The sequence below is a fragment of the Nostoc sp. genome (assembly GCF_036917575.1).
GTDB lineage: Bacteria > Cyanobacteriota > Cyanobacteriia > Cyanobacteriales > Nostocaceae > Nostoc.
Map to the genome: position 1 here is coordinate 132,213 of NZ_JBALDC010000006.1, position 24,213 is coordinate 156,425.

Genomic DNA, 24,213 nt, shown 5'->3' on the forward strand with positions numbered 1-24,213 from the left:
TTAAATACTTAACAAATCTTAATTGTCAAATTTTGTATTTTATCAGTGATTTTTGGTAACAAAATAATCTATGTGTATAGACCGTCGTAGGCATCGCACAGTAACAATAAACTTATAGCCGTAGTCACACAAATTAGGACATTTGGAAAGGGTGAAGACTAGAGTTAGCAATAGTTTTGCCTCCTGCCCTCTGCCTCCTGCTATAATTATGAACTTGAGTATCCGTGACAAATTTTTGATTTCGATGCAACGCTCCGTAGCCATCGAAACAAAAACCACTATAAATTGTAAAAATTCAGCATAATAGTCACAAATGTAGTAAAATTGCTGACCGCTACTGATATTAAATATATTATTGCTATGACCTGGTTTTCCTTGTTCGTAAAACGGTGGGGTCGGATTACACAATTCCTATCTTTGTTCTGTCTATGTTTATTTTTAGTTGTTAGTTGTAGTCCTCGTCCACAGTCAACTACGCCACCATTGGGTTCTGTAAATACTCCTACAGGTGATGGTCGGATTACTGTCGGTACAACAGCCAAGCCAAGAACCCTCGATCCGGCTGATGCTTATGAGTTAGCATCTTTAGGTTTGGTGTTTAATATGAGCGATCGCCTCTATAACTACGAACCAGGAAGCACCGAAATTAAACCCCAATTAGCTACAGCATTACCCAAAGTTAGTCAAGACGGCTTAACTTATACCATCCCCTTACGTCAGGGAGTAGTTTTTCATGATGGGACTCCCTTCAACGCTGAAGCAATGGTCTTTACTATCCAGCGCTTTATTGAAAATAAAGGAAAACCCTCATTCTTACTAGCTGATTTAGTAGATTCGATAAAACCTACAAGCGAGTATGAGTTGACAATCAAGCTGAAAAAGTCCTTTGCAGCTTTTCCATCACTGTTGGCATTTCCCGGAATATGTGCCGTTTCACCAAAAGCTTACGAAGTCGGTACTGGGAGATTCAAGCCGAATATTTTTGTGGGAACTGGCCCTTATAAATTAGGACAGTATGGTACTGACTCCATCAGATTTGATGTGTTTGATAAATATTGGGGAGAAAAACCAGCCAACAAAGGTGTTAATCTGCAAATTCAAACTAGTCCAGTTAATTTGTTTAATGCTTTCCGTACAGGTGCAGTGGATGTAGCTTATCTGTCGCTACAGCCAGATCAAAATCGCAGCTTGGAAGAAGGTGGTAAAAAAGGGGATTGGCAAGCGATCGCAGCTGAGGGTAGTGTAGTAAGTTATCTGGTACTAAACCGCAATCAAAAGCCTTTAGATAAATTAGAGGTAAGACAAGCGATCGCTTCCATAATTGACCGTCCACTTTTAAACGAGCGAGTATTATTTGGTCAAGCAGATCCGCTTTATAGCATGATTCCCACAACATTTAAAGTTTCTGTGCCATTATTCAAAGATAAATATGGCGATGCTAACTTCGATCAAGCTAAAAAATTATTAACTACTGCTGGCTTCTCCAAAGAAAATCCCGCAAAAGTACAAGTTTGGTATCCTTCTAGTTCACCTACTCGAAGTTTAGCAGCACAGACACTCAAATCCCTTGTGGATGTCAAAATGGATGGAATACTGCAATTTGAAGTTACCCAAGCGGAAGGGCCTGCTTTCTTTAAAGATATTGCCAAGGGTTTGTATCCGGCAGCTTTACTTGATTGGTATCCAGACTTTTTAGATCCAGATAATTATGTCCAACCATTTTTGTCTTGTGACAAAGGTTCAGCTGCTAAAGGATGCGAAGATGGAGGCAGTCAAACTCAGGGTTCGTTTTATTATAGCGAAGCTATAAATAAACTGATTGATGGGCAACGCAAAGAACAAAACCCCGAAGCGCGTCAGAAAATTTTTAACGAAATTCAAACGCAAGTTACTACTGATGTACCCTACGTTCCCTTATGGCAAAACAAAGACTATGTATTTGCCCAAAAAGGTGTTAATGGCGTAAAACTTAACCCTACACAAATTTTGGTTTACCAAACACTTAAAAAATAATTCGTAGTTGATAATTCGTAATTCGTAATTTAATTTTTTGAGGTCTAAATCCCAACGGCTAAAAGCAACAAATTTGATAATTTGGTGTGGTGAAAAGCTTAACAATTACGACTTACGAATCCCAAATTACGACTTACGAATCCCAAATTACGAATTACTTATGTCTCGCTCTAAAGCTCTACAATATTACATTGTTTCTCGGTTGCTTCTGGCGCCACTTCAGCTATTAACTATCATCACCATTGTATTTCTCTTACTAAGAGCAACACCAGGAGATCCAGCAGATGCAATTCTCGGTGGACGTGCGCCAGAAGCAGCTAAAGAAGAATTGCGAAAACAACTCGGTTTAAATCTTCCTCTGTGGCTACAGTACCTAAACTATTTGGGAAGCATACTGCACTTTGACTTGGGAACCTCTTTAATGAGTCGCGGACAGAATGTTTGGGACATAATTGGGCAATATTTCCCGGCGACAGTGGAGTTAGCAGTATGTAGTATGGCGGTTGCACTTATCGTCGGAATTGCGGTTGGGACTCTTTCGGCTTCTCGTCCGGGAACATATTTTGATATTGGTGGGCGCTTATTTGGTATCATCACCTACGCACTTCCGATGTTTTGGGCGGGAATGCTTTTGCAGTTGATTTTCTCAGTCCAACTGGGTTGGTTTCCTAATTCCAACCGCTTTCCGTCTAATTTGCCGGCTCCTACTCCTGTGACTGGATTGTATACAATTGATAGCCTACTCGGTGGAAATTTCACCCAGTTTTTCGCATCTTTGCACCATCTTGCTCTACCAAGTTTCACATTAGGAATTTTGCTCAGTGGAATTTTTGAGCGAATTGTGCGAGTGAATTTAAAGCAAACCTTGCAAGCCGATTATGTAGAAGCGGCTAGAGCTAGAGGTATTGGTGAGAATAAGATTTTAGCTTCCCACGCTTTAAAAAATGCGCTAATTCCAGTGATTACAGTCTTAGGATTAACCTTTGCGTCTCTGTTAGGTGGGGCGATTTTGACAGAGGTAACATTTTCTTGGCCTGGTTTAGCTAATCGACTGTATCAAGCGATCGCCGATCGCGATTATCCCACAGTCCAAGGAGTACTCGTATTTTTTGGTGCGATCGTTGTCAGCGCCAGTATTTTGATTGATATTTTAAATGCTTATGTAGATCCGCGAATTCGGTATTAAGCTTCTAAACAGAAGACTGAAATTACCGCCCAACATCCAAGTTAAAGTAGAAACTACCGTCAACAATTCTGTTGCTACCAACATACTTGATAATGGGTATATTGACTTGGTGCTGTCCTGGTTCAAGCTTCCAAGTTTTTTGGAAGTTACCAATATTATGACAAGCAGCATAAATCGGGAAGTTACTAGGAGTGAAAAGTCCATTTTTATAACTCTCAACTCCATGTTTAAATAAATATCCTTTGACTTCTACTTTATTGAGTAGAGTTTGAGATGGTATGCAATAATTAAGGTTTGATAATCTTAGAGTATCTCCAGATTTGAGAAATAGGCGATCGCGATTTTTCACTTGCTGAAGTTCGTTGCTATTAACCTGCACTGTAAGATTAGCGACACAGACTTTATCGGCAAGAACTTTGTCACATATTGCAGAGGTGGCGGTGACAAAAGGCTTTGGTTCTGAAGAAGATTTTTTATCCCGCTCAATGAATGCAGGCGCTACTGTAGCTAGTATGGCGCTGGTAGCAGCGATGAGAGCAAGTACAAGCTGTTGTCTAAAAATTGCCATTTTTCAAACTCCTCAACTTTTTTTGGTATAACACCATCATCACTTGAGACATAAGCTCTATAGGTAGGCGCTAGTAGGGAGTTTGAGTGATTAAATTGTTGTAAGGGAAAGTAGGCAAATGTAGGTTTGTAGGGTAAAGTATTACACTACTGACTGATTTTAACTTTGCTCTGCCAATTCACTTGCATCTAATGGACTCACAAAAAGCATTAACATTCATTAATAAGCTACTTGCAAATGATAAGCAAGTCTTAAATGACTTAGAACAAAAGCTCTTTTTAGGGATGTGGGAAGGAAAAGAGTATACAGAGATTGTTAATGATGGCTCTTATAGTGCAGAACATGTGAGAGATGTGGGTGCAAAGTTATGTAACAAGATTACAAAACATTTAGGAATAAAAGTTGCAAAAAGAAATTTTAAAAATCCAATAATAGCAGGATATCAAAAGTATTCAGAACAAGCTTCGCTTTCCCAAGAACCAATTGTAGAACCAACTAAACCACCACTAAAAGATGAATCACACTCAGCTAATCTATTGCAGCAAAATCATAATCCTTTTATTCCCCAACGCGGCAGAATAGAAGACCCACAACAGCTTTTTGGCAGAGAACGCGAAATATCACGGGTGTTTGAAGTACTTAACAGTAATAGTAGTGTCGCGCTCATAGGAGAAGAAGGAATCGGCAAGTCATCTTTGTTATGGGTGATTTGCCAACAGGCAGAAAATTATTTACAGTTACGACGTGAGCCAGTTTTTTTAGATTTAAATAATGGAGTTCATGATGAAGATGAATTCTACATTGCTTTGTGCGATAAAATTGGTATTCCTGAAAGCAAAGGCTATAGACTAACTCGCAATTTGCAAAAGAAAAAAGTGCTATTAGCTATAGATAATTTAGGAAAGTTAATCGAAAACGGCTTTACTCGCCAAGTTAGGGATCAATTGCGCGGTTTAGCTGAAGGGCGTGATGCTTCTTTGCGGTTGATTTTAGCTGCTACTGAACCTTTGAATAACCTTTTTAAAGATAGTCAGGAGCAAGGTAATACTTCCCCGTTAGCAGGTATTTGCCAAGAAGAACACATTCATCCTTGGGATGAAGCTACTATGCGTACTTTTATTGCCAACCGTCTAGCTAGAACTTCTGTAAATTTTACTGAACAAGAAATCATTCAACTCATTCAAGAAAGTGGCGGACATCCTCGTAAACTGATGCAATTGTGTTATCGAACTTATTCGCGGTATGTGGAGAGTTTGGAATGAATGACACCGCTTTGACCTCTCCCCCAACTTATCCCCTCGTAGTAGGGCAAGGGAGCAAGATTATTCCTCTTTCCCTCATAGGAAAGAGGGCTGGGGGGTTAGGTTCTTCATGGGTGATGATGGAGATTGAATAATGACCCCTGTACCCTGCCTAGACTTAAAGCCAAAGTTGAAGCGTCCTCTCGAACTTTGGAATCCCTTGGATTATCTACGCCTGCTGTATTGGGTGTTTTTCTTTCCCCAAGCTTTGCGTTGGTATGTGAATGAATCCGCAGGCGGGTTTATTTCTAAAAGGAAAATGAATTCGTGGAAGCGATGGGAGTTATTGGATAAAAATGCTATCGAACGTCAGTTACTTTTACTTTTCCAAGGATTAGTTTTAACAGTAGTCACACCTATAGCTGTAGGTTTAATTTTTCAGACAGTAAACATTCCCGTTAACTGGTTCGTCGTGGCGATAGGTGTGGGGTTCGCTGTGACGGTAGGCGTGCTGTTAGGCGTGTTGGGAGAGGTTGCGTTAGGTGTGGCATTAGGTGTGGCGTTAGGTGTGGTGGTAGGTGTGACGTTAGGCGTAGCGGTAGGCGTGCTAGGAGGTATACCGCAAGACATAGCGTTGAAAGATATGCCTTTCCGGAAGGCATTAGGTGTGGCGATATGCGTGACGTATGTGGCGTTCGTCGTAGTGGGAGGCGTGATGGGAGGCGAAGCGGGAGGTGTGGCGGTAGGTGTGGCGCAAACGGTGGCTTCTGGTATGAGTTACAGTGTAATATTTGGCGTGGTGGGAGGCGTGCTGTTAGGCGTGGCGGGAGGTGTGGCGGTAGGTGTGGTGTTCAGCGTGGCGGTAGGCGTGGCCGCACTGCGTCCAGAAATCTGGGTTATTGGCTCACCTTTAAACTTGCGAATCATCCAAAACGGTAGTTGGCTAATGCCCCGCATCACTCCGCTTCCTCTTCCTAATCTTGTTTGGCGCTTGGAAACTTGGTTGCAAAATGACTGGGAAACAGGTTTACACAATACTAATGAACTGCTGGCATATACCCTACAATTCATCCCTGTTGTCCAAGCAGTCAATAGAGTACTTGCAAAAACACCCTCAGAGCAACTTATTTGGGCTGTCTCTCGACTAGCGACAAATCCTTTTGATTGGAATATAGTACGTTTTGCTTCAGCTTCTCTAAAGGAAACCCTAAAGTCAAGGTTTCTCAAAGATTTCTTCCAGTTATTAAAGCTCTTGAGGTATTCGCCAGATTACCAACCTTTTAACACATATACTCTTTACACAGATACTCGTTTAGATACTCCTGCCCGTGCTGCTGCTGCTGGTTTCTGGTATCTGCATAAAAAACAACCAGTGAAAGCAGTAAAGGCTTTTACAGTAGTGCGTTCTCTACTTTACGGTGAGGAAATGTACACCCTTGCCCAAACTCTAGCGGCGTTTAATAAAGCTCAAAAACCAGACTCTATTGCTACTATCCAAGTTCTTCCTTTTCCACAGGAACCTCTTCTACGTCCAGTCACCTGGAAAATGCTTACTAGTCTGCATCGAGTTGTTGAGGATGTCCAATTGATTGAACGAAGTGTATCACGTTCAGCCAGATCTTTAGCTCTTAATCGAGCATTAGGCGAACTCACAAGCATCCTACATCAAGCCGACATCTTACCGCAAGCAGAGCAAGAGCAATCAGAGCAAGGGTTAATCATAGATATCGCTCAAACTTGGAAAGAAAGCCTTTTACAAATCACTGGTGAAGTGGGACAAATTTCCATCACTAAGCGCGTGATTAATCCCTATGTTGTAGGCGACCCCGTTCAAGGTCATCTCTTTGTTGGGCGAGAAGATATCATCAGACAGTTAGCAGAACTCTGGGTGATGGGTAATCAACTCCAGTCTATAGTTCTCTACGGTCATAGGCGTATGGGCAAAACTTCTATTCTGCTTAACGCTGCTCAATGTCTAGGCTCACAAATACAGCTAGCTTATGTCAACTTGCTATGTTTGGGAGATAGCCCCCAAGGTGTGAGTGAGGTGCTAATGGCAATTTGCGATCAAATTTCTCAAACTGTAAAACTTCCACCCCCAACTGACGCTGATTTACAAAATCTCCCCTACCGGACTTTTGAACGCTATTTAAAACAGGTTGAAGCAAACCTAGATGGTGGGTTAATCATTGCCTTAGACGAGTTTGAGAAAATTGAAGATTTAATTGAAGCGAAAAAAATCCCTATCGACTTTATGGGTTTTTTGCGGGGGTTGGTGCAAATGAGTTCTAAAATCGCCTTTGCATTTGCTGGTTTGCACACTTTAGAAGAGATGACAGCAGATTATTTTCAACCCTTCTTTGCCAGCGTCATTCCTATTCATGTAGGCTTTCAAGAACGTGCAGCTACCCGCCAAATTCTTGCTAACCCAGGTAATGAAGACTTCCCCCTCGACTACATCCCGGAAGCTTTAGATGAAATTTATGCTTTGACACACGGTCAACCATATTTAGTGCAACTACTGGGTTTTCAACTAGTACGCCGCTACAACGACTTTGTTTTTGAGCAAGGGCGATGGCGTGACCCAGTTTTCACAGTAGAAGACGTGGAAGCAGTTATCAATAACCCTGAGTTTTTCAAGCGGGGACGTTATTACTTTGATGGGGTTTGGGGTCAGGCGGCGCGGGGTGCTAAGGGTCAACAAGCAATTATACAAGTGCTTGCACCTCACCTAGAAGGGCTAAGTCTGGATGCCTTAGCTCAATCTACAGGTATGAACGACACCAATTTACAGGAAGCGCTGAATACTCTGAAGCGTCATGATGTAGTTGAGGAAACTCAGGAAAGCTGGCGGATTATGGTAGAACTTTTTCGCTGTTGGGTTTTGCAGCAGTAGAGTACGAGCGATGCCTACGGCTGGCTACGCCTACGCATCTGTTATTTCGGAGTTCGCATTTGTTATTTCGGAGTTCGCATTTGTTACTTCGGCGTTCGCATTTGCTATTTCGGCGATCGCATTTGCTATTTCGGAGTTCGCATTTGCTATTTCGGAGTTCGCATTTGTTAATTCGGAGTTCGCATTTGTTATTTCAGCGATCGCATTTGTTACTTCAGAGTTCGCATTTGTTACTTCGGCGTTCGCATTTGCTATTTCGGCGTTCGCATTTGTTACTTCGGCGTTCGCATTTGCTATTTCGGCGATCGCATTTGTTATTTCGGAGTTCGCATTTGTTAATTCGGAGTTCGCATTTGTTACTTTGGCGATCGCATTTGTTATTCTGAGCGCTTATCTTCTTAAACTACGAGGATCAAGTGCATCTCTCAGCCCATCACCAAGTAAGTTGAATGCCAGCACTGTGAGGATAATCAGCACAGCCGGCGGCCAGATTAACCAAGGTTGCAGTACCAAAATTGAAGCATTGCTAGCCAGAGAAAGCATATTTCCCCAAGAGGGGTCTGGTTGTTGAATTCCTAAACCGATGAGACTTAGTATTGCTTCTGAGCCAATAAAGCTGGGAATTGCAAGGGTAGCAGAGATAATTACATAACTAGCTGTTTGTGGCAAAACGTGACGGATAATTATATAAATTGGGTTTCCGCCCATCGCACGCGCTGCTTGGACAAATTCTCGCTCTTTAATTGATAGTACCTGTCCCCGAATCACCCGTGCTAAACCAGCCCAGCTAATAACCGAAGTAATCACTACAATCAGCAAAAAGCGCTGGGTACTACTTAAACCTGCTGGTAAGACTGCACCCAATGTTACCAAAAGATAAATACTAGGGAAAGTCATTAGCACTTCCGCCAAGCGCATAATGATGCTATCAGTTACACCGCCGAAATAGCCGGAAATTCCCCCGATAATCAAACCGAGGGGATAGGTAATGATAATCCCAAAAATTCCGATAAACATACTGATACGACCACCGTGCAGCAAGCGACTAAATTGGTCACGACCTTGGTCATCAGTACCCAAGATGTTGACTTTCGCACCACTTGTTGTACCAAATAAATGCCAATTTAAAGGGATACCAGAAAAAATTGTGACTTCATCCCACTTCGGAGGTAATGGCAAACTCATCTGCAACAATCGATATTCTGCCCCGGAAACAAATAGACGCAAAGGTGAGGGCTTTTTCGAGTCTACAATGAGTTGGCGATCGCCTGTATCTAAATTGGTATCTCCTTGAGTCGTCGGATAAACATAAGGCCAGGTAAACTGCCCTGATTGAGAAACCCAGTGTATCTTCGTTGGTGGCAACAGTGAACCATTGGGCTGTGAAGCATAGGGGTCATAAGGAGCTACAAAATCAGCTGCTATTACTCCTATATAGAAAATTAATAGCAAAACTGCCCCAAATCGTGCCAAAGGATTTTTTTTAAGTCGTCGCCACCAATCCATAGTAGTTAGGAGTTATAAATTAGGAATTATGAGTTATTAAGCTTTTATCTTAATTCATAACTCATGATTAATAATTTTCAACTCCTAACTCCAGTACAGACAAGGGTTAATCTCGTCTCTCCTAACTCCCAACAGCTAATTTCTCTAAATACCGTTGCTGTTCTTCCTGTTGTTTTTGATGTTCCACAACAAATACGTTTGAGTAGAGATTAGCGAGAATTTGTTTTCCCTGTTGTGTCAATGATAAGTAATGTAGTCCTTCTTGGATATAAGGATATACGCCATTCCAGTAAAACTTAGCGTAGTTGTTACGCAAATCGGCAGGAGTTTTATAGCCCAAAACTTTATTTACACCAGTTTCTTCAAATTCGTAAAATAAAGAAGTAATTTTCTTCAGGTAACGCGGGTCGCTTAGTTGACCAATCAAATCAGCAGCACGCACTAACCCTGCAAAGCACTTCGTATCTTGATGATCCTCTGCCGCAGGCACGGGAAATCGAGTCAATTCAATATTGCTCTTAATTGCCTCAGCATCTATTAACTTGTGACCTCCAAAACGCTCATCAATAAACAGCTTGGCTCTATCAACATGATACGGTGTCAGACTGGCATCAGAAGCGCCAGCAGCCACAGAAATCATTTTGCCATTTTTACCTGTGGCATATAAGTTTGCTGTTTCTCGGTCTTGTCGGCAAACTCCTTTAACATAACCAATATCATGACTGACTAAAGAAATAATACAATGCAACCAGTCTTCACTAGAAACACCGCCTTCCCTGATGTGTTTGCCACGTAAAATTTCTTGTCCTACCAGGGTGACTAAAACAGTGTGTTCAACATTGTGATAAAGGGCATCGCTATTGGCAATATTTTCTAAAGCCATGTTACCTGCCCAGGCGATAATGTCCTGATAATCATTTTTAAAGCAGCCATAAGTGCGGCGATAGCCGTCTCGAATTTTATTTACGAAGGCATCAATTAAAATTTCAGTGGCATTGAACATATCTGCTTACTCTGGTAAATATCAATTTTTTATTGATTTGATTGATTTCAAAATTCCATAATCAAGGCTACCCTTGCTGGAATTCCTTTGTAACTCACGTGTAGCTGTAGACGCTAGCTTTATCCATGTCTGGATACACGGCTTCCTGACAACCAAAGGCTTTAGAGAAATAATAAATTACGTATAAAAAATAGGTTTCTGGTGTACCAAATTACATAAATACTTTCGATTCTAATGAGATAAATTTAGATGAGCTATATCAGTTTTTCATATCTAAGCATTGGTTGACAGCGATCTAAATACAGATGGTGTGTGACATAGAGTTGCTATACAAGATGAGAGATTTTTTTATTATAATCCACATAAAATTTATTATCATTATTTAATAGTAATTTCTCTGATAGGCAAAGTTGTATTATATACTATTGCAGGGGAAAGACTTTTACTATGAAATGCGTCATAGTTGATATCGAAGTAAATAAACTTCAAGTTTTCTTAATAAAATACCAAGATTTGGTATGCATAGACAGAAAGTAGAGGTGAAACTGTGAGCGATGAAAGTCTTTCAGAAGTTGAAGTGCAAGAAGCTATAACCTCTGAAGATAGGAATTTTTTGAGCAAATCAGAACAAAAACAAACCAGGGGGTGGTTGAAGCCATTATTCTTAGGTACTTGTTTAGGAATTGCGATCGCCTTAGTTGGGATGAGTGTATTAAATCGTTTTCCATCCCGTCAAAAAAGTCCGGTAGCGGATAAAAAAGTTAACCCAGCGATGACAGTCACCATCGCCACAGTAGAAACCGCGCGTGTTGTCCGTACACTCAAAACTACTGGGACTGTAGCCGCGAGTGATTTAATTCCGGTGCTACCGCAAACAAACGGTTTACAAATTAAAAGTATCCCAGCAAATGTGAAAGAAGGAGTTTTGGTCAAACAAGGTCAAGTGTTGGCAGTGTTAGATGGTTCTATAGTGCAAAGCCAAATTAGCCAAGCAAAAGCAGATGTGGAATCGAAACAAGCAGATGTAGCATCCAAACAAGCAGATGTGGCATCCAAGCAGGCAGATTTGGCATCAAATAGAGCAATAGTCCAGCAAAGACAAGCTGATTTAGCTCAAGCCAAGGCAAGGTTAGAGGAAGCAGCTAAAAATTATCAACGCTATCAACAACTTGCTGACTCTGAAACGATTAGCAAACAAGAACTTGATACTCGTTCTTACGCTGTAAAAACTGCCATCGAAGTTGTGAACCTGTCCCAAGAAAATATACGTAGTGCTCAGTATAATATCCGCAGTGCCCAAGCCAATATTAATAACGCCCAAGCGATCGTCAACAAAGCCAAAGCCGATGTCAAGAGCAGTGCTGCTAAGGTGCAACAACTGCAAACTCAGCTGGGACAAACTGTGGTACGTGCGCCAGTTACGGGAGTAATCGCCGAGAAACTGGCTAGAGTCGGTGATGTCACTGGTGTACCGCCGCAAACTCAGGTAGGAACGGTGATTGGTGGCACACAAAAGCTATTTTCGATTATCCGAGATGAAAAGCTAGAACTTCAGGCGAAAGTGCCCGAAACTCAACTAACTCAGGTGAAAATTGGTGCATCGGTGCAAGTTACTTCTGATGCCGATCGGCGGGTGCGATCGCAGGGACGAGTCCGTGATATACAACCACAACTCAACGATCAAAGACGGGAAGCGACAGTGAAAATTGACTTGCCGCCAACAACTTTACTTAAACCAGGAATGTTTGCGAGTGCTGCAATTACTACTGACTCAGGGATGAAAATGGTAGTGCCACAAAAAGCAGTGCAGTCTCAAGCAGACGCAAGTGTAATTGTATTCATCTTATCGGGTGAAAATACAGTCAGCAGCCAGAAAGTCGAGTTAGGAGATCCTGGTAATAACGATACAGTAGAAATCAAGAGTGGGTTACAGTTAGGCGATCGCGTTGTACTTAATGGTGCAGGCTATCTCAAAGATGGCGATCTGGTTCGAGTTGTAGATTGAAGAAAATGGGAATGAGAAATTGGGAATAAGGAAATTAACCGATGACAAATGACCAATGACAAATGACAAAGCGCAAAGTCTGAGCGGAGGAAACCTCCGCTCAGAACTTTGTAAGAGAGGACAAATGACTAATCCAAAATCTAAAATTTCCTGATGTCTTTTAATATCTCAGCCTGGTCGATTAAAAAACCTGTTCCGACGATAGTTTTATTTTTAATTTTGACAGTTGTGGGTTGGTTCTCCTTCATATCCTTGGGGATTGATACTAACCCAAATATTGATGTGCCAACAGTTTCGATCAAAGTCATCCAACCAGGTGCAGGCCCAGCAGAACTAGAATCTCAAGTGACGAAAAAAATTGAAGATGCTGTGGCGGGGTTGGGCAATATCGATTACATGATTTCCACCGTCAGCGATGGGAATTCTCAGACGACAATCAATTTTGTTTTGGGTACAGATAGCGATCGCGCCACTAATGATGTCCGCAATGCGATCGCTCAAATTCGCCAAGATTTACCCCAAGATATCAACGATCCAATTGTAGAACGCCTGGAATTTTCTGGCGGCCCAGTGATTACTTACGCAGTTAAATCAGATCGGCGTTCTGTAGAAGAGTTAAGCAATCTCGTAGACCAAACTATTAGCCGTGCCTTGTTGGGAGTTCGTGGTGTAGCACAAATTCAACGTGTGGGTGGTGTTGACCGAGAAATTCGCATCAATCTTAATCCAGACCGCTTACAATCTTTAGCAATCACCGCCACTCAGGTAAACGACCAAATCCGCGCTTTGAATATTAACTTACCTGGCGGACGGGCCGAAGTTGGTGGTAGCGAACAAAGTATCCGTACTTTAGGAAGTGCCACCAGTGTGGATCTTTTGAAAACCTACGAAATCGTCTTACCACAAGGTGGTTCCGTACCTTTATCTAGCCTGGGAACTGTAGAAGATAAATTTGGTGATGTGCGCCAAGCCGCCCGCTTGAATAATCAACCTGTGGTAGCTTTTCAAGTCTTGCGTAGTACTGGCAGCGTTCTGGTGACTGTGGAAGAAGGAGTGAAAGCAGCAGTCAAACAACTGGAAAAAACCCTTCCCCCAGATGTGAAGCTGGATTTAATTTTTACTAGAGCCGATATTGTCCGTCAATCTTACCAAAGCACCATTGATGAATTGATTCAAGCTTCGGTGCTGGCAGTGATCGTTATTTTAGTGTTTTTGCGAGATTGGCGAGCAACATTAATTACGGCTGTTGCTTTACCCTTGTCAATAATTCCCACCTTCGCAGTGCAGCAAGCTCTTGGTTACACCCTCAACAACATGACTTTGTTGGCATTAGCCCTGGCGGTGGGCAATTTGGTCGATGATGCCGTTGTTGAAATTGAAAACATGGAACGGCATATCGCTATGGGCAAGTCAGCTTGGGAAGCTGCTTTTGACTCTTCCGACGAAGTAGGGTTAGCGGTAATCGCAAGTTCAGCGACGATTATTGCAGTGTTTCTGCCCGTTGCCTTTATGGGTGGGATTCCAGGACAATTTTTTCAACCATTTGGCGTTACCGTTGCCGTTTCCACAATTTTCTCGACTCTTGTAGCGCGGATGGTGACGCCGATGATGGGGGCGTATCTTTTACAGCAGGAGGGGAGTAGGGAATGGGGAGTAGGGAGTTGGGGAGTAATAAAAATTTTTAATTTTAAATTTATACTTCCAGGTGGCGGGAAGGGAAGTAAAAAATTTGGAGATGAAAAACGTCAGAGTTTTCAACCTTATAGATCGCTTTTACAGTGGGCGTTACGCCATAGATTGACAACAATGGCGATCGCTTTTGCTTTTTTTATTGCTAGTCTGATGCTGGTTCCCTTGATTCCCAAGGGTTTTGTTGATGATGGTGATTTCGGAATTTCCAATGTATCTATAGAATTACCTCCTGGTTCCACTTTGTCAGATGTTAATAAGGTAGTCACACAAGCGACTGACATTATCCGGCAAAACCCAGTAGTTGAACGCGTACTAGCAACAGAAGAGATTAATTCTGCAACTCTGGCGATTAATCTCAAACCCAGAGAAGAACGAAATATTTCCCAAAAACAGTTTGAGGAACAAGTGCGTCCTGACTTTGCACAAATACCAGGGGCTAGAATTAGTTTTCAAAGTCAGTCACCGGGCGACAGTCGTAAAGCTTTATCAATTGTCCTCAGAAGTGAAAATCCCGAAGCATTGAATCAAGCTGCTAATACCCTAGAAAAGCAGATGCGATCGCTAGCTGGATTGGTAGAAGTAGCTTCTACCGCAAGTTTGGTAAAACCAGAGATTTTGGTAATTCCGAAACCACAACGGGCAGCAGATTTGGGGGTGACAGTGCAAGCGATCGCTCGGACTGCTTCCCTTGCAACCATCGGTGATAATGAGGCGAACTTGGCGAAATTTAATTTAAGCGATCGTCAAATCCCGATTCGCGTCCAAATCGATCCCGAAGCGCGGGCTGATATCAACACAATCACAAATCTCCAAGTCCCCAGTCAAAATGGTAGATTAGTTCCCTTGGTAGCAGTGGCAGATATCCGTTTTGGTAGCGGCCCTGCTACGATCAACCGTTACGATCGCGCCCGTCAAGTTGCTGTAGAAGCCAACTTACAAGGGATTTCTTTAGGAGAGGCAGTCCAGACAATCAACAAACTACCTGTGATGCAAAACTTACCACCAGGAGTAGTACAGCAACCATCAGGTAGTGCCAAAATTATGCAAGATATTTTCGGTCGCTTTGGCGGTGCGTTGGGGCTGGCATTAATGTGTATCTATGCAATTCTGGTACTGCTGTATAACAACTTCCTCCATCCATTATCGATTATGGCAGCCTTACCCTTTTGTTTAGGCGGCGCATTGGTAGCGTTGATGGTTGCTCAAAAACCTTTAGGAATATATGCCCTGATTGGTATCGTGTTGCTGTTGGGGATTGTCACCAAAAACTCGATTCTGTTAGTTGACTATACAATCATCAACATCCAATCAGGTAAAACTCAGCGTCAGGCACTCGTAGAATCGGGTGTGTCACGTCTGCGCCCAATTTTAATGACTTCTCTAGCAACGATCGCCGGGATTCTGCCCTTAGCATTAGGAATCGGCGCGGGTTCTGAAATTCGCCAACCAATGGGAATTGCCATTATGGGCGGTTTTACAACTTCCACTCTGTTGACACTGGTAGTAGTGCCAGTCATATTTAGCTACATTGACAACTTCCAAACTTGGATTATGAATAGATTACGCGATGGCTTTGGCAAAAAACCATCGCACCAATAATTGTAGAGACGGCGATTTATCGCGTCTCCTTAACTTTGATAATACTGAGTTTCTACTCAGCACCCAGCACTCAGCACTTTGCTATATCTTGAACAATCCGAAAACCAGCGTGCTGATAAAAATTTGGACGGAACCAGTTGCGGTAATATTTTAAAGCTTCTGTACCATTAGTTATCCAACAACCTCCTAACATCATTTGATGTTTATCATCAAAAAAGATAGCAGAATTATCTTCATAAAGAAAATGAGGTTGATATCCGGCAAGCGGGTTTAAGTTATTACTCAACCATTCCCAAACATTACCCCGCAAATCGTATAATCCTGAAGAACTTTTAGCTGTTTCTAACATCCCAACAGGACTAGGTGAACCAAATTTAAAATTGAGATTATAATTTTCAACATCATTTAATAAACTATTACCATAAGTTGCTAAATGGTATTCTGATTCACTCATTAAGCGAGTATTTTTCCCTTGCCAACGACAATAAGCCATTGCTTCATAATGATTGACTTCCACAGGCCAATCTAGAGGTAAGTCAATTTCATCAAACATGGCTCGATATTTATAGCTACCATTTTCATGTAACCAAAATTTGGGGCATTGAATATTGTATCGAGTTTTCCAATTCCAAGATGTTTCATCCCAATACTCTTGATTTTCATAGCCACCAGCCTTAACAAAATAGATAAAATTGGCATTGGTAATCAGATATTTACTGGCGAAAAAGGATGCTACTTCAACAGTGCGATCGCCATAATCAATATCCCATCCATAAGTTGAATCATCTAAAGCTTTACCGAGTTTTACTACCCCACCAGCAACTTCTATCATTTCGTTTTCAGAAGTATAACCATTAAAAGGGGCATATTGCCAATTTTCAGGACGTTTTACTCTCTCAATTGGTAGTTGGCGAATTAACATTGAAGAAGTTTCAATGTGAATACGTTGGTGTTCAATCCCCATCATGAAAGCCCAAAGGGGATGATTGGGATGAATTGGCAGAGTAATTGGGGTTGTTTTAATTAGTTCATAAATTACAGAATATGCTTGTTCTCGATATTCCCAAGCTTGTGAAACTTGCGGCCATTCCAGATGAGCGATCGCTGCATTCAACTCCTCTGGTTTTTCTGGATCGACTCCAATTTCAAACAATATTTCATACTCTGGATTGAGGCGTTTTTCTAATAATCCCACCTGAATTAATTTATTGATGTAGAAAACTGCCGAATGTCCCAGATAAAAAATTAGAGGATTTCTCAAAGAATCGGGATTGAGAAAAAATGTCTCTTTCCCAACTATACTTTTTAATAACATATCTTCCAGTTGCCAAGCATTCTCAAAGTAATCGAGGATAACTTGGTTGTTACAACTATCAAGTTCTGGAGGTTTAGCAGATTTTAGACTATTCATGGTATAACTAAGTTGCTGTTAAAGAACAATCAGGAAATTAATTATATAGAGAGCAGATTTTGTTCCTGAATCTACTTACATAGTAGGAAATAATTAGACTATTAAATATGACAGATTTATTATTTAATAGCAATACTTATTGTTCAATAATTAGTTTTTCATATACTACTAAAGCTTTATCGATCTAGTGGTATTAAATTACAGATTTGATTAATTTAATATTTGTTGAATAATTCAACTATTGATCAACAATTAATTCAGTGGGAATAAACATAACTATATGATTCAAGATAAAGACTCTTGAAACTCTTACTAATGAAAAATTACAACACTCTTTAGACAGTTCTATTTGTCTTGACTTAGCCGGAATTCAATTAAAAATAATTTTGGGTTGAGTAGCGATCGCAAAACTCAAAATACTTGTCTTCTGGTTGCGAGAGAGAACTGAACTGTATTGAATTGTGAGTTTTTCTGAACTTCGATTAATGTATTGGATCTGGATTTATCTACTTTTGGTAGTTAATAACGTAATATCGTTTACCCAATACGGTTGACAAACTGCTTGGTCAAGTCTATTCAATAATTGACGTAAGTGGCTACAGCATCAAATCCTAATCACGCGCTGCTTCTCTACGACATACTACAGATAGCTTTCTTCTGTGTAGGTAGGTAAAGTAATGACTACAACTTTGCAAAATGTATCTCCAATTATCATTGCACATCGGGGTGCTAGCGGCTATCGTCCAGAACATACTTTAGCTGCTTATGAATTAGCGATCGCACTTGGGGCTGATTATATTGAACCTGATTTAGTTTCCACCAAAGATGGTATTTTAATTGCTCGTCACGAAAATGAGATTTCTGAAACCACTAATGTTGCAAGCCATGCAGAATTTGCTCACCTGCAAACCACTAAAATAATTGATGGCGAATCAAAAACTGGCTGGTTTACCGAAGACTTTACCCTAACAGAACTGAAAACACTACGAGCCAAAGAGCGAATTCCTCAACTGCGATCGCAAAATACCGCTTATGATGGACTCTTAGAAATTCCCACGCTGCAAGAAATCATCGATTTAGTCAAGGTTAAAAGTGGCGAAATTAATCGGACGATTGGCATTTACCCAGAAACGAAGCACCCAACTTACTTTCAATCTATTGGGTTAGCCCTAGAAGCACCCCTACTTGCAACTTTAACAGCCAATGGTTATCAGGGAGCTAACGCACCTGTTTTTATTCAGTCTTTTGAAGTAAGTAATTTACAAGATTTATCCACAAAGACTGATTTACCTTTGGTGCAATTGCTGAATAACAGTGGTAAACCTTATGATTTTGTCGTTAATGACTGCGTAGGCGAAGCCCGCCGTAGGCATCGCACTTATACAGATTTAGTTACTACATCAGGTTTAGCAGAAATTGCTGAATATGCACAGGCGATTGGGATTCATAAAAATTTACTGGTTTCTAGAGATAACAATGGTAAATTGCGCTCGCCTACATCTTTGGTCATCGATGCTCATGCAGCTGGTTTACTAGTCCATGTCTGGACTTTCCGCAATGAAGACTATTTTTTACCACTGGATTTTCAAGGAAATCCCCAAGGTGAATATCAACTATTTTTTAACTTAGGTGTTGATGGCGTATTTAGCGACTACCCAGATACAGCAGTTCACGCCTTTACTGTTCAGTGGTAATTTGGTAAAGGAATAAAAAATCATAGAAAAGTAATATGGTTCTACTTAAGTGGAAAACCTGTATAACAGCAATAGCCTTCACCGCAATCAGTCTTACCGCATCCAAGTCGGCATTGGCGGTATCTTTATATTCAGTTACTGACTTAGGCAATCTTACAGGAAAAGCCTACAGTTACGCTACAGACATTAATGACTCAGGTGAAGTAGCGATTAATTCTTTGGATAGTTCTTTTTTTTACAGTAATGGTTCGCTCCAAAAAATTAATCCGTTGCCTGGTGATGATGTACTTGCAGTGACTGGTATCAATAACTTGGGGCAAGTAGTTGGTAATTCCATTGGTAATACCGACGGTGATAATAACATCTTTATTTATAGTGATGGAACAACGCAAAATACCGGTCTTAAAGGCATTCCTTATGCTATTAATAACTCAGGTGAGGTAGTTGGCGGTACAACTGGTGGCGGTATATTCCCAAAACTTGCCTTTCCCTACGGAGCCGCCTTCCTATACAAAAATGGTACGACGACTATTATCAACAGTAACTTAAATGAAAATTATGTTGCCTATGGCATAAATAATCTAAGTCAAGTAGTTGGTATTTTCGGTTATAACAACCAAGCCTTTTTATCCGACAACGGTATAATCACTAATCTCAGTACCTTCCCAGGTGACAAATACAGTCAAGCAAACGATATTAATGACTTAGGACAAGTAGTTGGTAGTTCGGGACTCACTGGCGTAAATGATACTCGTACTTTTCTGTATAGTTCCAGCACGGGACTTCAAGACCTCGGTAGGTTACGTCCTACAGATTTGTTTAGTACTGGTTTGGGAATCAATAATTTGGGTCAAGTAGTCGGGTTTTCTGGTACTAACAATAACTTTTTTGCAGCAGATGGCAATGGCTTACGGGCTTTTCTTTATAGTGATAACACTCTCTACGACTTAAATGATTTGATTGCTCCTGGTTTAGACGCTGGCATTACCTTGACAGCAGCATCTGCCATTAATAATAAAGGACAAATTGTCGGTCGTGGTGCAATAAATGGTGAATTACACGCCTTCCTGTTGACGCCAACCTCATCTGTGTCTGTAGCTGAACCAACTTCAGGTGTTCCTATTTTGTCGTTTGGTGCTGTTGTAATTTTATTTGCAACGTTCAAGCGCAAACTTTACTTTAGCAGTGCAACCATACAACAAACAAGTTAATGCAATAACTTTAGGCAGAGAAAATGATTAGTTGAGAATATGCATTTATAAAAATGCTAGTTGAAAATCTTTGAGATATGTCTTTAAGCCATGCTTAGAGACACATCGTACTTTTGCTAAGTTTTTTAGATTTTCACAAACTAGTCATCACCTGAGCTAATTGATTAGATAAATCAATTACAGACTCTTGGCATTTTTTAAATAAAACTCCGGCTAAAAAATAATAATTACCAGAATAAAATGCCATCTGATTTTTTTGGAGTTTTTCGATGTGCTTCTTTACCTTAGGATCAGAGCTATAGTAGCCAAACTCTAAAGGTAACACCATGAAGTTTTGAACATAATAACCATTTTCTTTTGCTAGATTCAGCGTACTTATTGGATTAGAAAAACTAGATATTAAAACTAACACATTTTCATAACCTAACGATAAAAGCTCGTTGGTAACTGTAGCTCCATCTACGCCCCCAAACAAAAGTGGCATATAAATATCATTATCTGGTGCAGGAAGATACGGTGGATTGGCTACAAGATATTCAGCATCGGGTTGAGAAGAATTAAACAAAGATGAGTTGTGAATAATGTATTTATTAGTAAGATTGTATTCATCGATGGTTGAATTTGCGACTTTCCATGCAGAAGTATTTAATTCAAATCCCTGGATAATTCCATCAAACTTATTTCTCAATAAAGAATTAATTACAGGACTGCCGTCTCCTGAACCAAACTCCACAATAGATTCAGAATTTTGACAATTTCTAATCACAAAGCTTTCTAAACAGTTAGAGTAGAAATTAGATTCTTCAGGACAAAAAAAGATATCTTTCATTTGACTGCAATTTAAAGTGTAGGGTATAATCAATGTAATGGAATGTTATTTATTACCTTGTATTTAGGCAATAAAAACTGTTCATTTAGCAGAGTGTTGCTAAAAAAATGTATTTGCAGGTAAATCAGCTATAAAATGACTTAAAAAAATGTCAAATTAAAAAGCTAAGAATAACCTGCTATTTATAATTTTTGGGATTGGGCAAAGCGAGTAAAGCGGCTTATTCTGCTTCGCGTATTGATCGCATAACAGCACGAGCAGCGCGATCGCCCATTTGTTTCTCCTGGTCATAGCCAAGCAGCAGTTCCCAGCCATCATTGGGATATCGTTCTGCCAAAGGCAAAGCTACATCATCCAACATCCAACGACCGTGGCGTTCATCTTCTCTGATGTGTAGTTCCCAGTAACCCATCGCCGCTTCTGAGAGTTCTAAGCGTTGCGCTGCCGCCAGATAGTTTTTGTAAGCCGCAGGCCCAGCCACCTCAAAATATGTCAACGCCCCACTGTAACGTAGGAAATAACGTTTGCGATCGGTGGTCAAAAAGTTATGATTATCGCAAGCTAAGACTTCCCAAGGCACTAAATCGAAGTATCCTTCCGGTTCAGTGTTCATGCCAAACTCAGCCAGCATTTGAGCAAAAAATGTCGAGTGCTTACGGGATAAACGACCGTTGCCGTATTCTTCTAATAATACTCGCACCAGCGTACACTGCATTTCATTAGCAGCACCACCCAATACGTAGCAAAGACGACTGCCTTCAACCAAACCATCAAAAGAACCGATCGCTAGCAAGTGACGATAGCCAGCTTCAGTCATTTCTTCACGAATGTAGCGGCTATTCTCCGACAAAGGTGGATTTAAATCGGCAGATGCCCGCTCAATTAAAGCTTGTTTGACATCCAATTGTTGCAATGCAGCGACATCGATATGTGCCAATTCCCACTGTTGCCAAGCAGCTTCAATTTGGTCACGACAAGAATATAAATACAGCGATCGCTCATTATTATAATGCCGCAAATCGTCGTACCAAAACAGCTTTAGCCGATTAATTCGATAAAGTATGCGTTGGAGAAAACGGTGAGCCTGTTCATCAGAGCGATCGTTTCCATAAGCAGCGCCAATTGCCATAGAGAGTGATTGTTCAAACTCACTAGCTATTGAAGGTTTTGCATTCAATTTATTATCCAAATCCTCCATTGCTAGCAGTTCTATAAATTGCTCTTCAGCACGGTCGTACTTGGTAATTGCTTTTTCTTCAGTTTGGGTACTCTTTTTTGCAGCCTCAGCCTTAGGAAATATAACTAGATTGCTTTGCATGGAATCTTCGGTAGCTTTAGAAAAGTGAGAAATTACTTTCACCTTTAATATCTAGGTTTCCACACCAGTAGCTTTCTGTACCTCTTTCCCTGGTTATAAAGGAAGATTAAGTTTCTAAGGAATGGGGATTTGGGAAATGGTTTTGCCCCTCTCCTCCCCTGCCTCCCCTGCCCCCCTGCCCCTCTTTTCCCCAATTCCTACGGTACTTGCGTCCGTTGCTCAATTGTTTTACTGGGCGGAATCTGCTCAAGAGGAATCAGTGCTTCGATTACCGACTTTACAATTGGCGCGGCGACAGTAGAACCATAAGCACTTTCTCCTTTTGGCTCATCCACCAGTGCAAACACTACATAGCGAGGAGATTCTACAGGTAAAATAGCCACGAAACTGGTCATTCTTGCACCCTTGATGTAGCCGCCATTGGGGCTAGCTTTTTGGGCTGTACCAGTTTTACCAGCAATGCGATATCCCGGAATTTGTGCCAGCTTCCCACTGCCTTCAGTAACAACAGTTTCCATCATTTCCACAACTTTTTGAGTTGTTGCAGTTGAGAAAATTTGCCGGGGGATGGTGTGAGTAGGTGAATCATGCATCTGTCCTTTACTATCAATCAGCCCGCGAACTACATGGGGTGTAACTAACTTACCGCCATTAGCTAAAGCACCATGCATTTGCACTAGCTGTAACGGTGTCATGGAAAAGCCTTGCCCAAAGGAAGTAGTAGCTGGTTCAATCGGGGAAGCGATAAATTCTTCTTGACTTTTAAGCCGTCCCCCAACCTCAAAAGGTAAATCTGTATCAACTTTTTGTCCTAGTCCCAATCGTTCTAACCAGTTGTAGTAAATTGAAGGCTTTAAACGTTGGATAATTTGCACCATGCCAATGTTGCTAGAATATTGCAAAATTTGGGCGATGCTGATTCGCCCATTACCATTATTCATGGCATTTTTGATCGTGTAATTAGCGACTCGAATCGAACCGGAGTCATTAAACATATCATCTGGTTTGATGATGCCATTTTCTAGAGCGATCGCTACATTCAAAGGCTTAAAAGTCGATCCCGGTTCATAAAGATCCGCTACCGTCCAGTTTTTAAATAGCGAGATATTAGATTTAGCGTATTCATTAGGATTATAAGTAGGCTGAGAAACGAGGGCGAGTAAGGAACCATCCAATGCATCCATGACAATTACCGCCCCACGTTTGGCGTCAAACTTCTCCATCTGTTGTTTGAGCGCAACACGGGCAATTCGTTGCAGACGGCTATCGATAGTAAGTTGTAATCGCAAATCGTCAAAATGCAAAAAACCTTCAGGCGCCCGATCCGGCATTAGGGCCCCATTCCCCGACCGACTGAGCCGCACCGTTTGCACAGGACGCTCTAGCAACTTCTCTTGAGAGTATTCCACACCAGCTTGACCACGACGGTCAACATTCACATAGCCGACCACATCAGCAACCAAATCATCTGGCGGATAATATCGGGAGTATTTTTGAATCCACTCCAAGCCATTTAAGCGCAAAGAGATGACGCGATCGATAATTTCTTCTGGTAAGGCTGGTGCAAGGATAATTCCACTTCTTTTGCTTTCAAAAGTTTTCACCAATTCAGCATTATCTTTTGCCAAAATCGGGGCAAGTCGCTCTGCCATCTCTTCATTAGACTTATCAAACAGCTTGGGATGAGCGTACAAAGTATATACAGGACGATCAATCGCCAACAGATCGCTATTGCGATCTATTACTGGGCGACGGGGCATAAAAGGTCGCAAACTTACCATTTGCTGGTTGCGCGCCTGCTCAGTTAACTTTGGCCCCTTGACAATTTGTAGATTATACAAGTTAATAGCTAATCCCAACCCTGATGCCATCAATACGCCCCAGACAATGAACAGTCGGGACTTAGTGTTGGATGTTTGATCTTGTATATTAGAGGCTAATTTTCCCAAAAGCCCTCGTTTCTCACCCTTGTGTCGCCCTGTGAATCCTGGATTCTGAAACTTTCTGAATTTTGTTTTCCTTAGTGACTTCTGCATTGGGT

General features: G+C 41.2%; 16 protein-coding genes. 9 read left to right on the forward strand and 7 right to left on the reverse strand.

Annotated elements, in window-relative coordinates; genetic code table 11:
* The first annotated feature begins 360 nt into the window (after positions 1-360).
* Positions 361-2,013 (forward strand): ABC transporter substrate-binding protein, encoded by a 1,653-nt coding sequence (locus V7K79_RS01605; protein WP_335044067.1) that lies wholly within the window; start codon positions 361-363, stop codon positions 2,011-2,013.
* Between the two features lie 160 nt (positions 2,014-2,173).
* Positions 2,174-3,199: an ABC transporter permease gene (locus V7K79_RS01610; RefSeq protein WP_335044068.1), complete on the forward strand. Its 1,026-nt coding sequence runs from the start codon at positions 2,174-2,176 to the stop codon at positions 3,197-3,199.
* Between the two features lie 22 nt (positions 3,200-3,221).
* On the opposite strand, the gene V7K79_RS01615 is transcribed toward V7K79_RS01610, so the two are convergent.
* The gene (locus V7K79_RS01615; protein ID WP_335044070.1) at positions 3,222-3,767 is read right to left on the reverse strand and encodes a hypothetical protein; all 546 of its coding nucleotides are present in this window, start codon (positions 3,765-3,767) and stop codon (positions 3,222-3,224) included.
* 191 nt (positions 3,768-3,958) lie between these two features.
* Between V7K79_RS01615 and V7K79_RS01620 the strand changes: the two genes are divergently transcribed.
* From V7K79_RS01620 to V7K79_RS01630, 3 genes are all read left to right on the forward strand, one after another.
* Positions 3,959-5,029, forward strand: coding sequence for an nSTAND1 domain-containing NTPase (locus V7K79_RS01620; RefSeq protein ID WP_335044072.1), 1,071 nt, complete (start codon positions 3,959-3,961; stop codon positions 5,027-5,029).
* A 133-nt stretch (positions 5,030-5,162) separates the two neighbouring features.
* Entirely contained in the window at positions 5,163-7,904 is a 2,742-nt protein-coding gene (locus tag V7K79_RS01625; RefSeq protein WP_335044074.1) for an ATP-binding protein, read from the forward strand.
* Complete coding sequence (locus V7K79_RS01630) at positions 7,886-8,290, forward strand: hypothetical protein (protein WP_335044075.1); 405 nt, start codon at positions 7,886-7,888, stop codon at positions 8,288-8,290. The genes V7K79_RS01625 and V7K79_RS01630 overlap by 19 nt, the downstream gene beginning before the upstream one ends.
* 4 nt (positions 8,291-8,294) lie before the next feature.
* Here the strand turns inward: V7K79_RS01630 and V7K79_RS01635 are convergent, their stop codons facing one another.
* Positions 8,295-9,410: an ABC transporter permease gene (locus V7K79_RS01635; protein WP_335044077.1), complete on the reverse strand. Its 1,116-nt coding sequence runs from the start codon at positions 9,408-9,410 to the stop codon at positions 8,295-8,297.
* Positions 9,411-9,531: 121 nt separating this feature from the next.
* Positions 9,532-10,413, reverse strand: a complete 882-nt coding sequence (locus tag V7K79_RS01640; RefSeq protein ID WP_335044078.1) for an Npun_R2479 family HD domain-containing metalloprotein — start codon at positions 10,411-10,413, stop codon at positions 9,532-9,534.
* Between the two features lie 547 nt (positions 10,414-10,960).
* Here V7K79_RS01640 and V7K79_RS01645 point away from each other — a divergent pair.
* Together V7K79_RS01645 and V7K79_RS01650 are read left to right on the forward strand one after the other, a co-directional pair.
* Complete coding sequence (locus V7K79_RS01645; RefSeq protein WP_335044080.1) at positions 10,961-12,418, forward strand: efflux RND transporter periplasmic adaptor subunit; 1,458 nt, start codon at positions 10,961-10,963, stop codon at positions 12,416-12,418.
* Between the two features lie 153 nt (positions 12,419-12,571).
* A complete protein-coding gene (locus V7K79_RS01650; protein WP_335044082.1) occupies positions 12,572-15,709 on the forward strand; it encodes an efflux RND transporter permease subunit in 3,138 nt (1,045 codons plus the stop codon).
* Positions 15,710-15,779: 70 nt separating this feature from the next.
* On the opposite strand, the gene ovoA is transcribed toward V7K79_RS01650, so the two are convergent.
* On the reverse strand, positions 15,780-17,120 hold the full coding sequence (gene ovoA, locus V7K79_RS01655) for a 5-histidylcysteine sulfoxide synthase (RefSeq protein ID WP_335044084.1): 1,341 nt from the start codon (positions 17,118-17,120) through the stop codon (positions 15,780-15,782).
* Positions 17,121-17,797: 677 nt separating this feature from the next.
* Here ovoA and V7K79_RS01660 point away from each other — a divergent pair.
* Positions 17,798-18,814 carry a glycerophosphodiester phosphodiesterase gene (locus V7K79_RS01660; protein ID WP_335044085.1) on the forward strand — a complete coding sequence of 339 codons (1,017 nt, stop codon included), beginning with the start codon at positions 17,798-17,800 and terminating at the stop codon, positions 18,812-18,814.
* Positions 18,815-18,849: 35 nt separating this feature from the next.
* Complete coding sequence (locus tag V7K79_RS01665) at positions 18,850-20,025, forward strand: DUF3466 family protein (protein WP_335044087.1); 1,176 nt, start codon at positions 18,850-18,852, stop codon at positions 20,023-20,025.
* 133 nt (positions 20,026-20,158) lie between these two features.
* Here V7K79_RS01665 and V7K79_RS01670 read toward each other — a convergent pair whose 3' ends face one another.
* The 3 genes from V7K79_RS01670 to V7K79_RS01680 all read right to left on the reverse strand — a co-directional run bounded on the left by V7K79_RS01670 (position 20,159) and on the right by V7K79_RS01680 (position 24,208).
* Positions 20,159-20,854, reverse strand: coding sequence for a class I SAM-dependent methyltransferase (locus V7K79_RS01670; RefSeq protein ID WP_335044089.1), 696 nt, complete (start codon positions 20,852-20,854; stop codon positions 20,159-20,161).
* A 220-nt stretch (positions 20,855-21,074) separates the two neighbouring features.
* Complete coding sequence (locus V7K79_RS01675; RefSeq protein WP_335044140.1) at positions 21,075-22,172, reverse strand: iron-containing redox enzyme family protein; 1,098 nt, start codon at positions 22,170-22,172, stop codon at positions 21,075-21,077.
* 197 nt (positions 22,173-22,369) lie between these two features.
* Entirely contained in the window at positions 22,370-24,208 is a 1,839-nt protein-coding gene (locus V7K79_RS01680) for a peptidoglycan D,D-transpeptidase FtsI family protein (RefSeq protein ID WP_335044091.1), read from the reverse strand.
* Positions 24,209-24,213 lie beyond the last annotated feature (5 nt).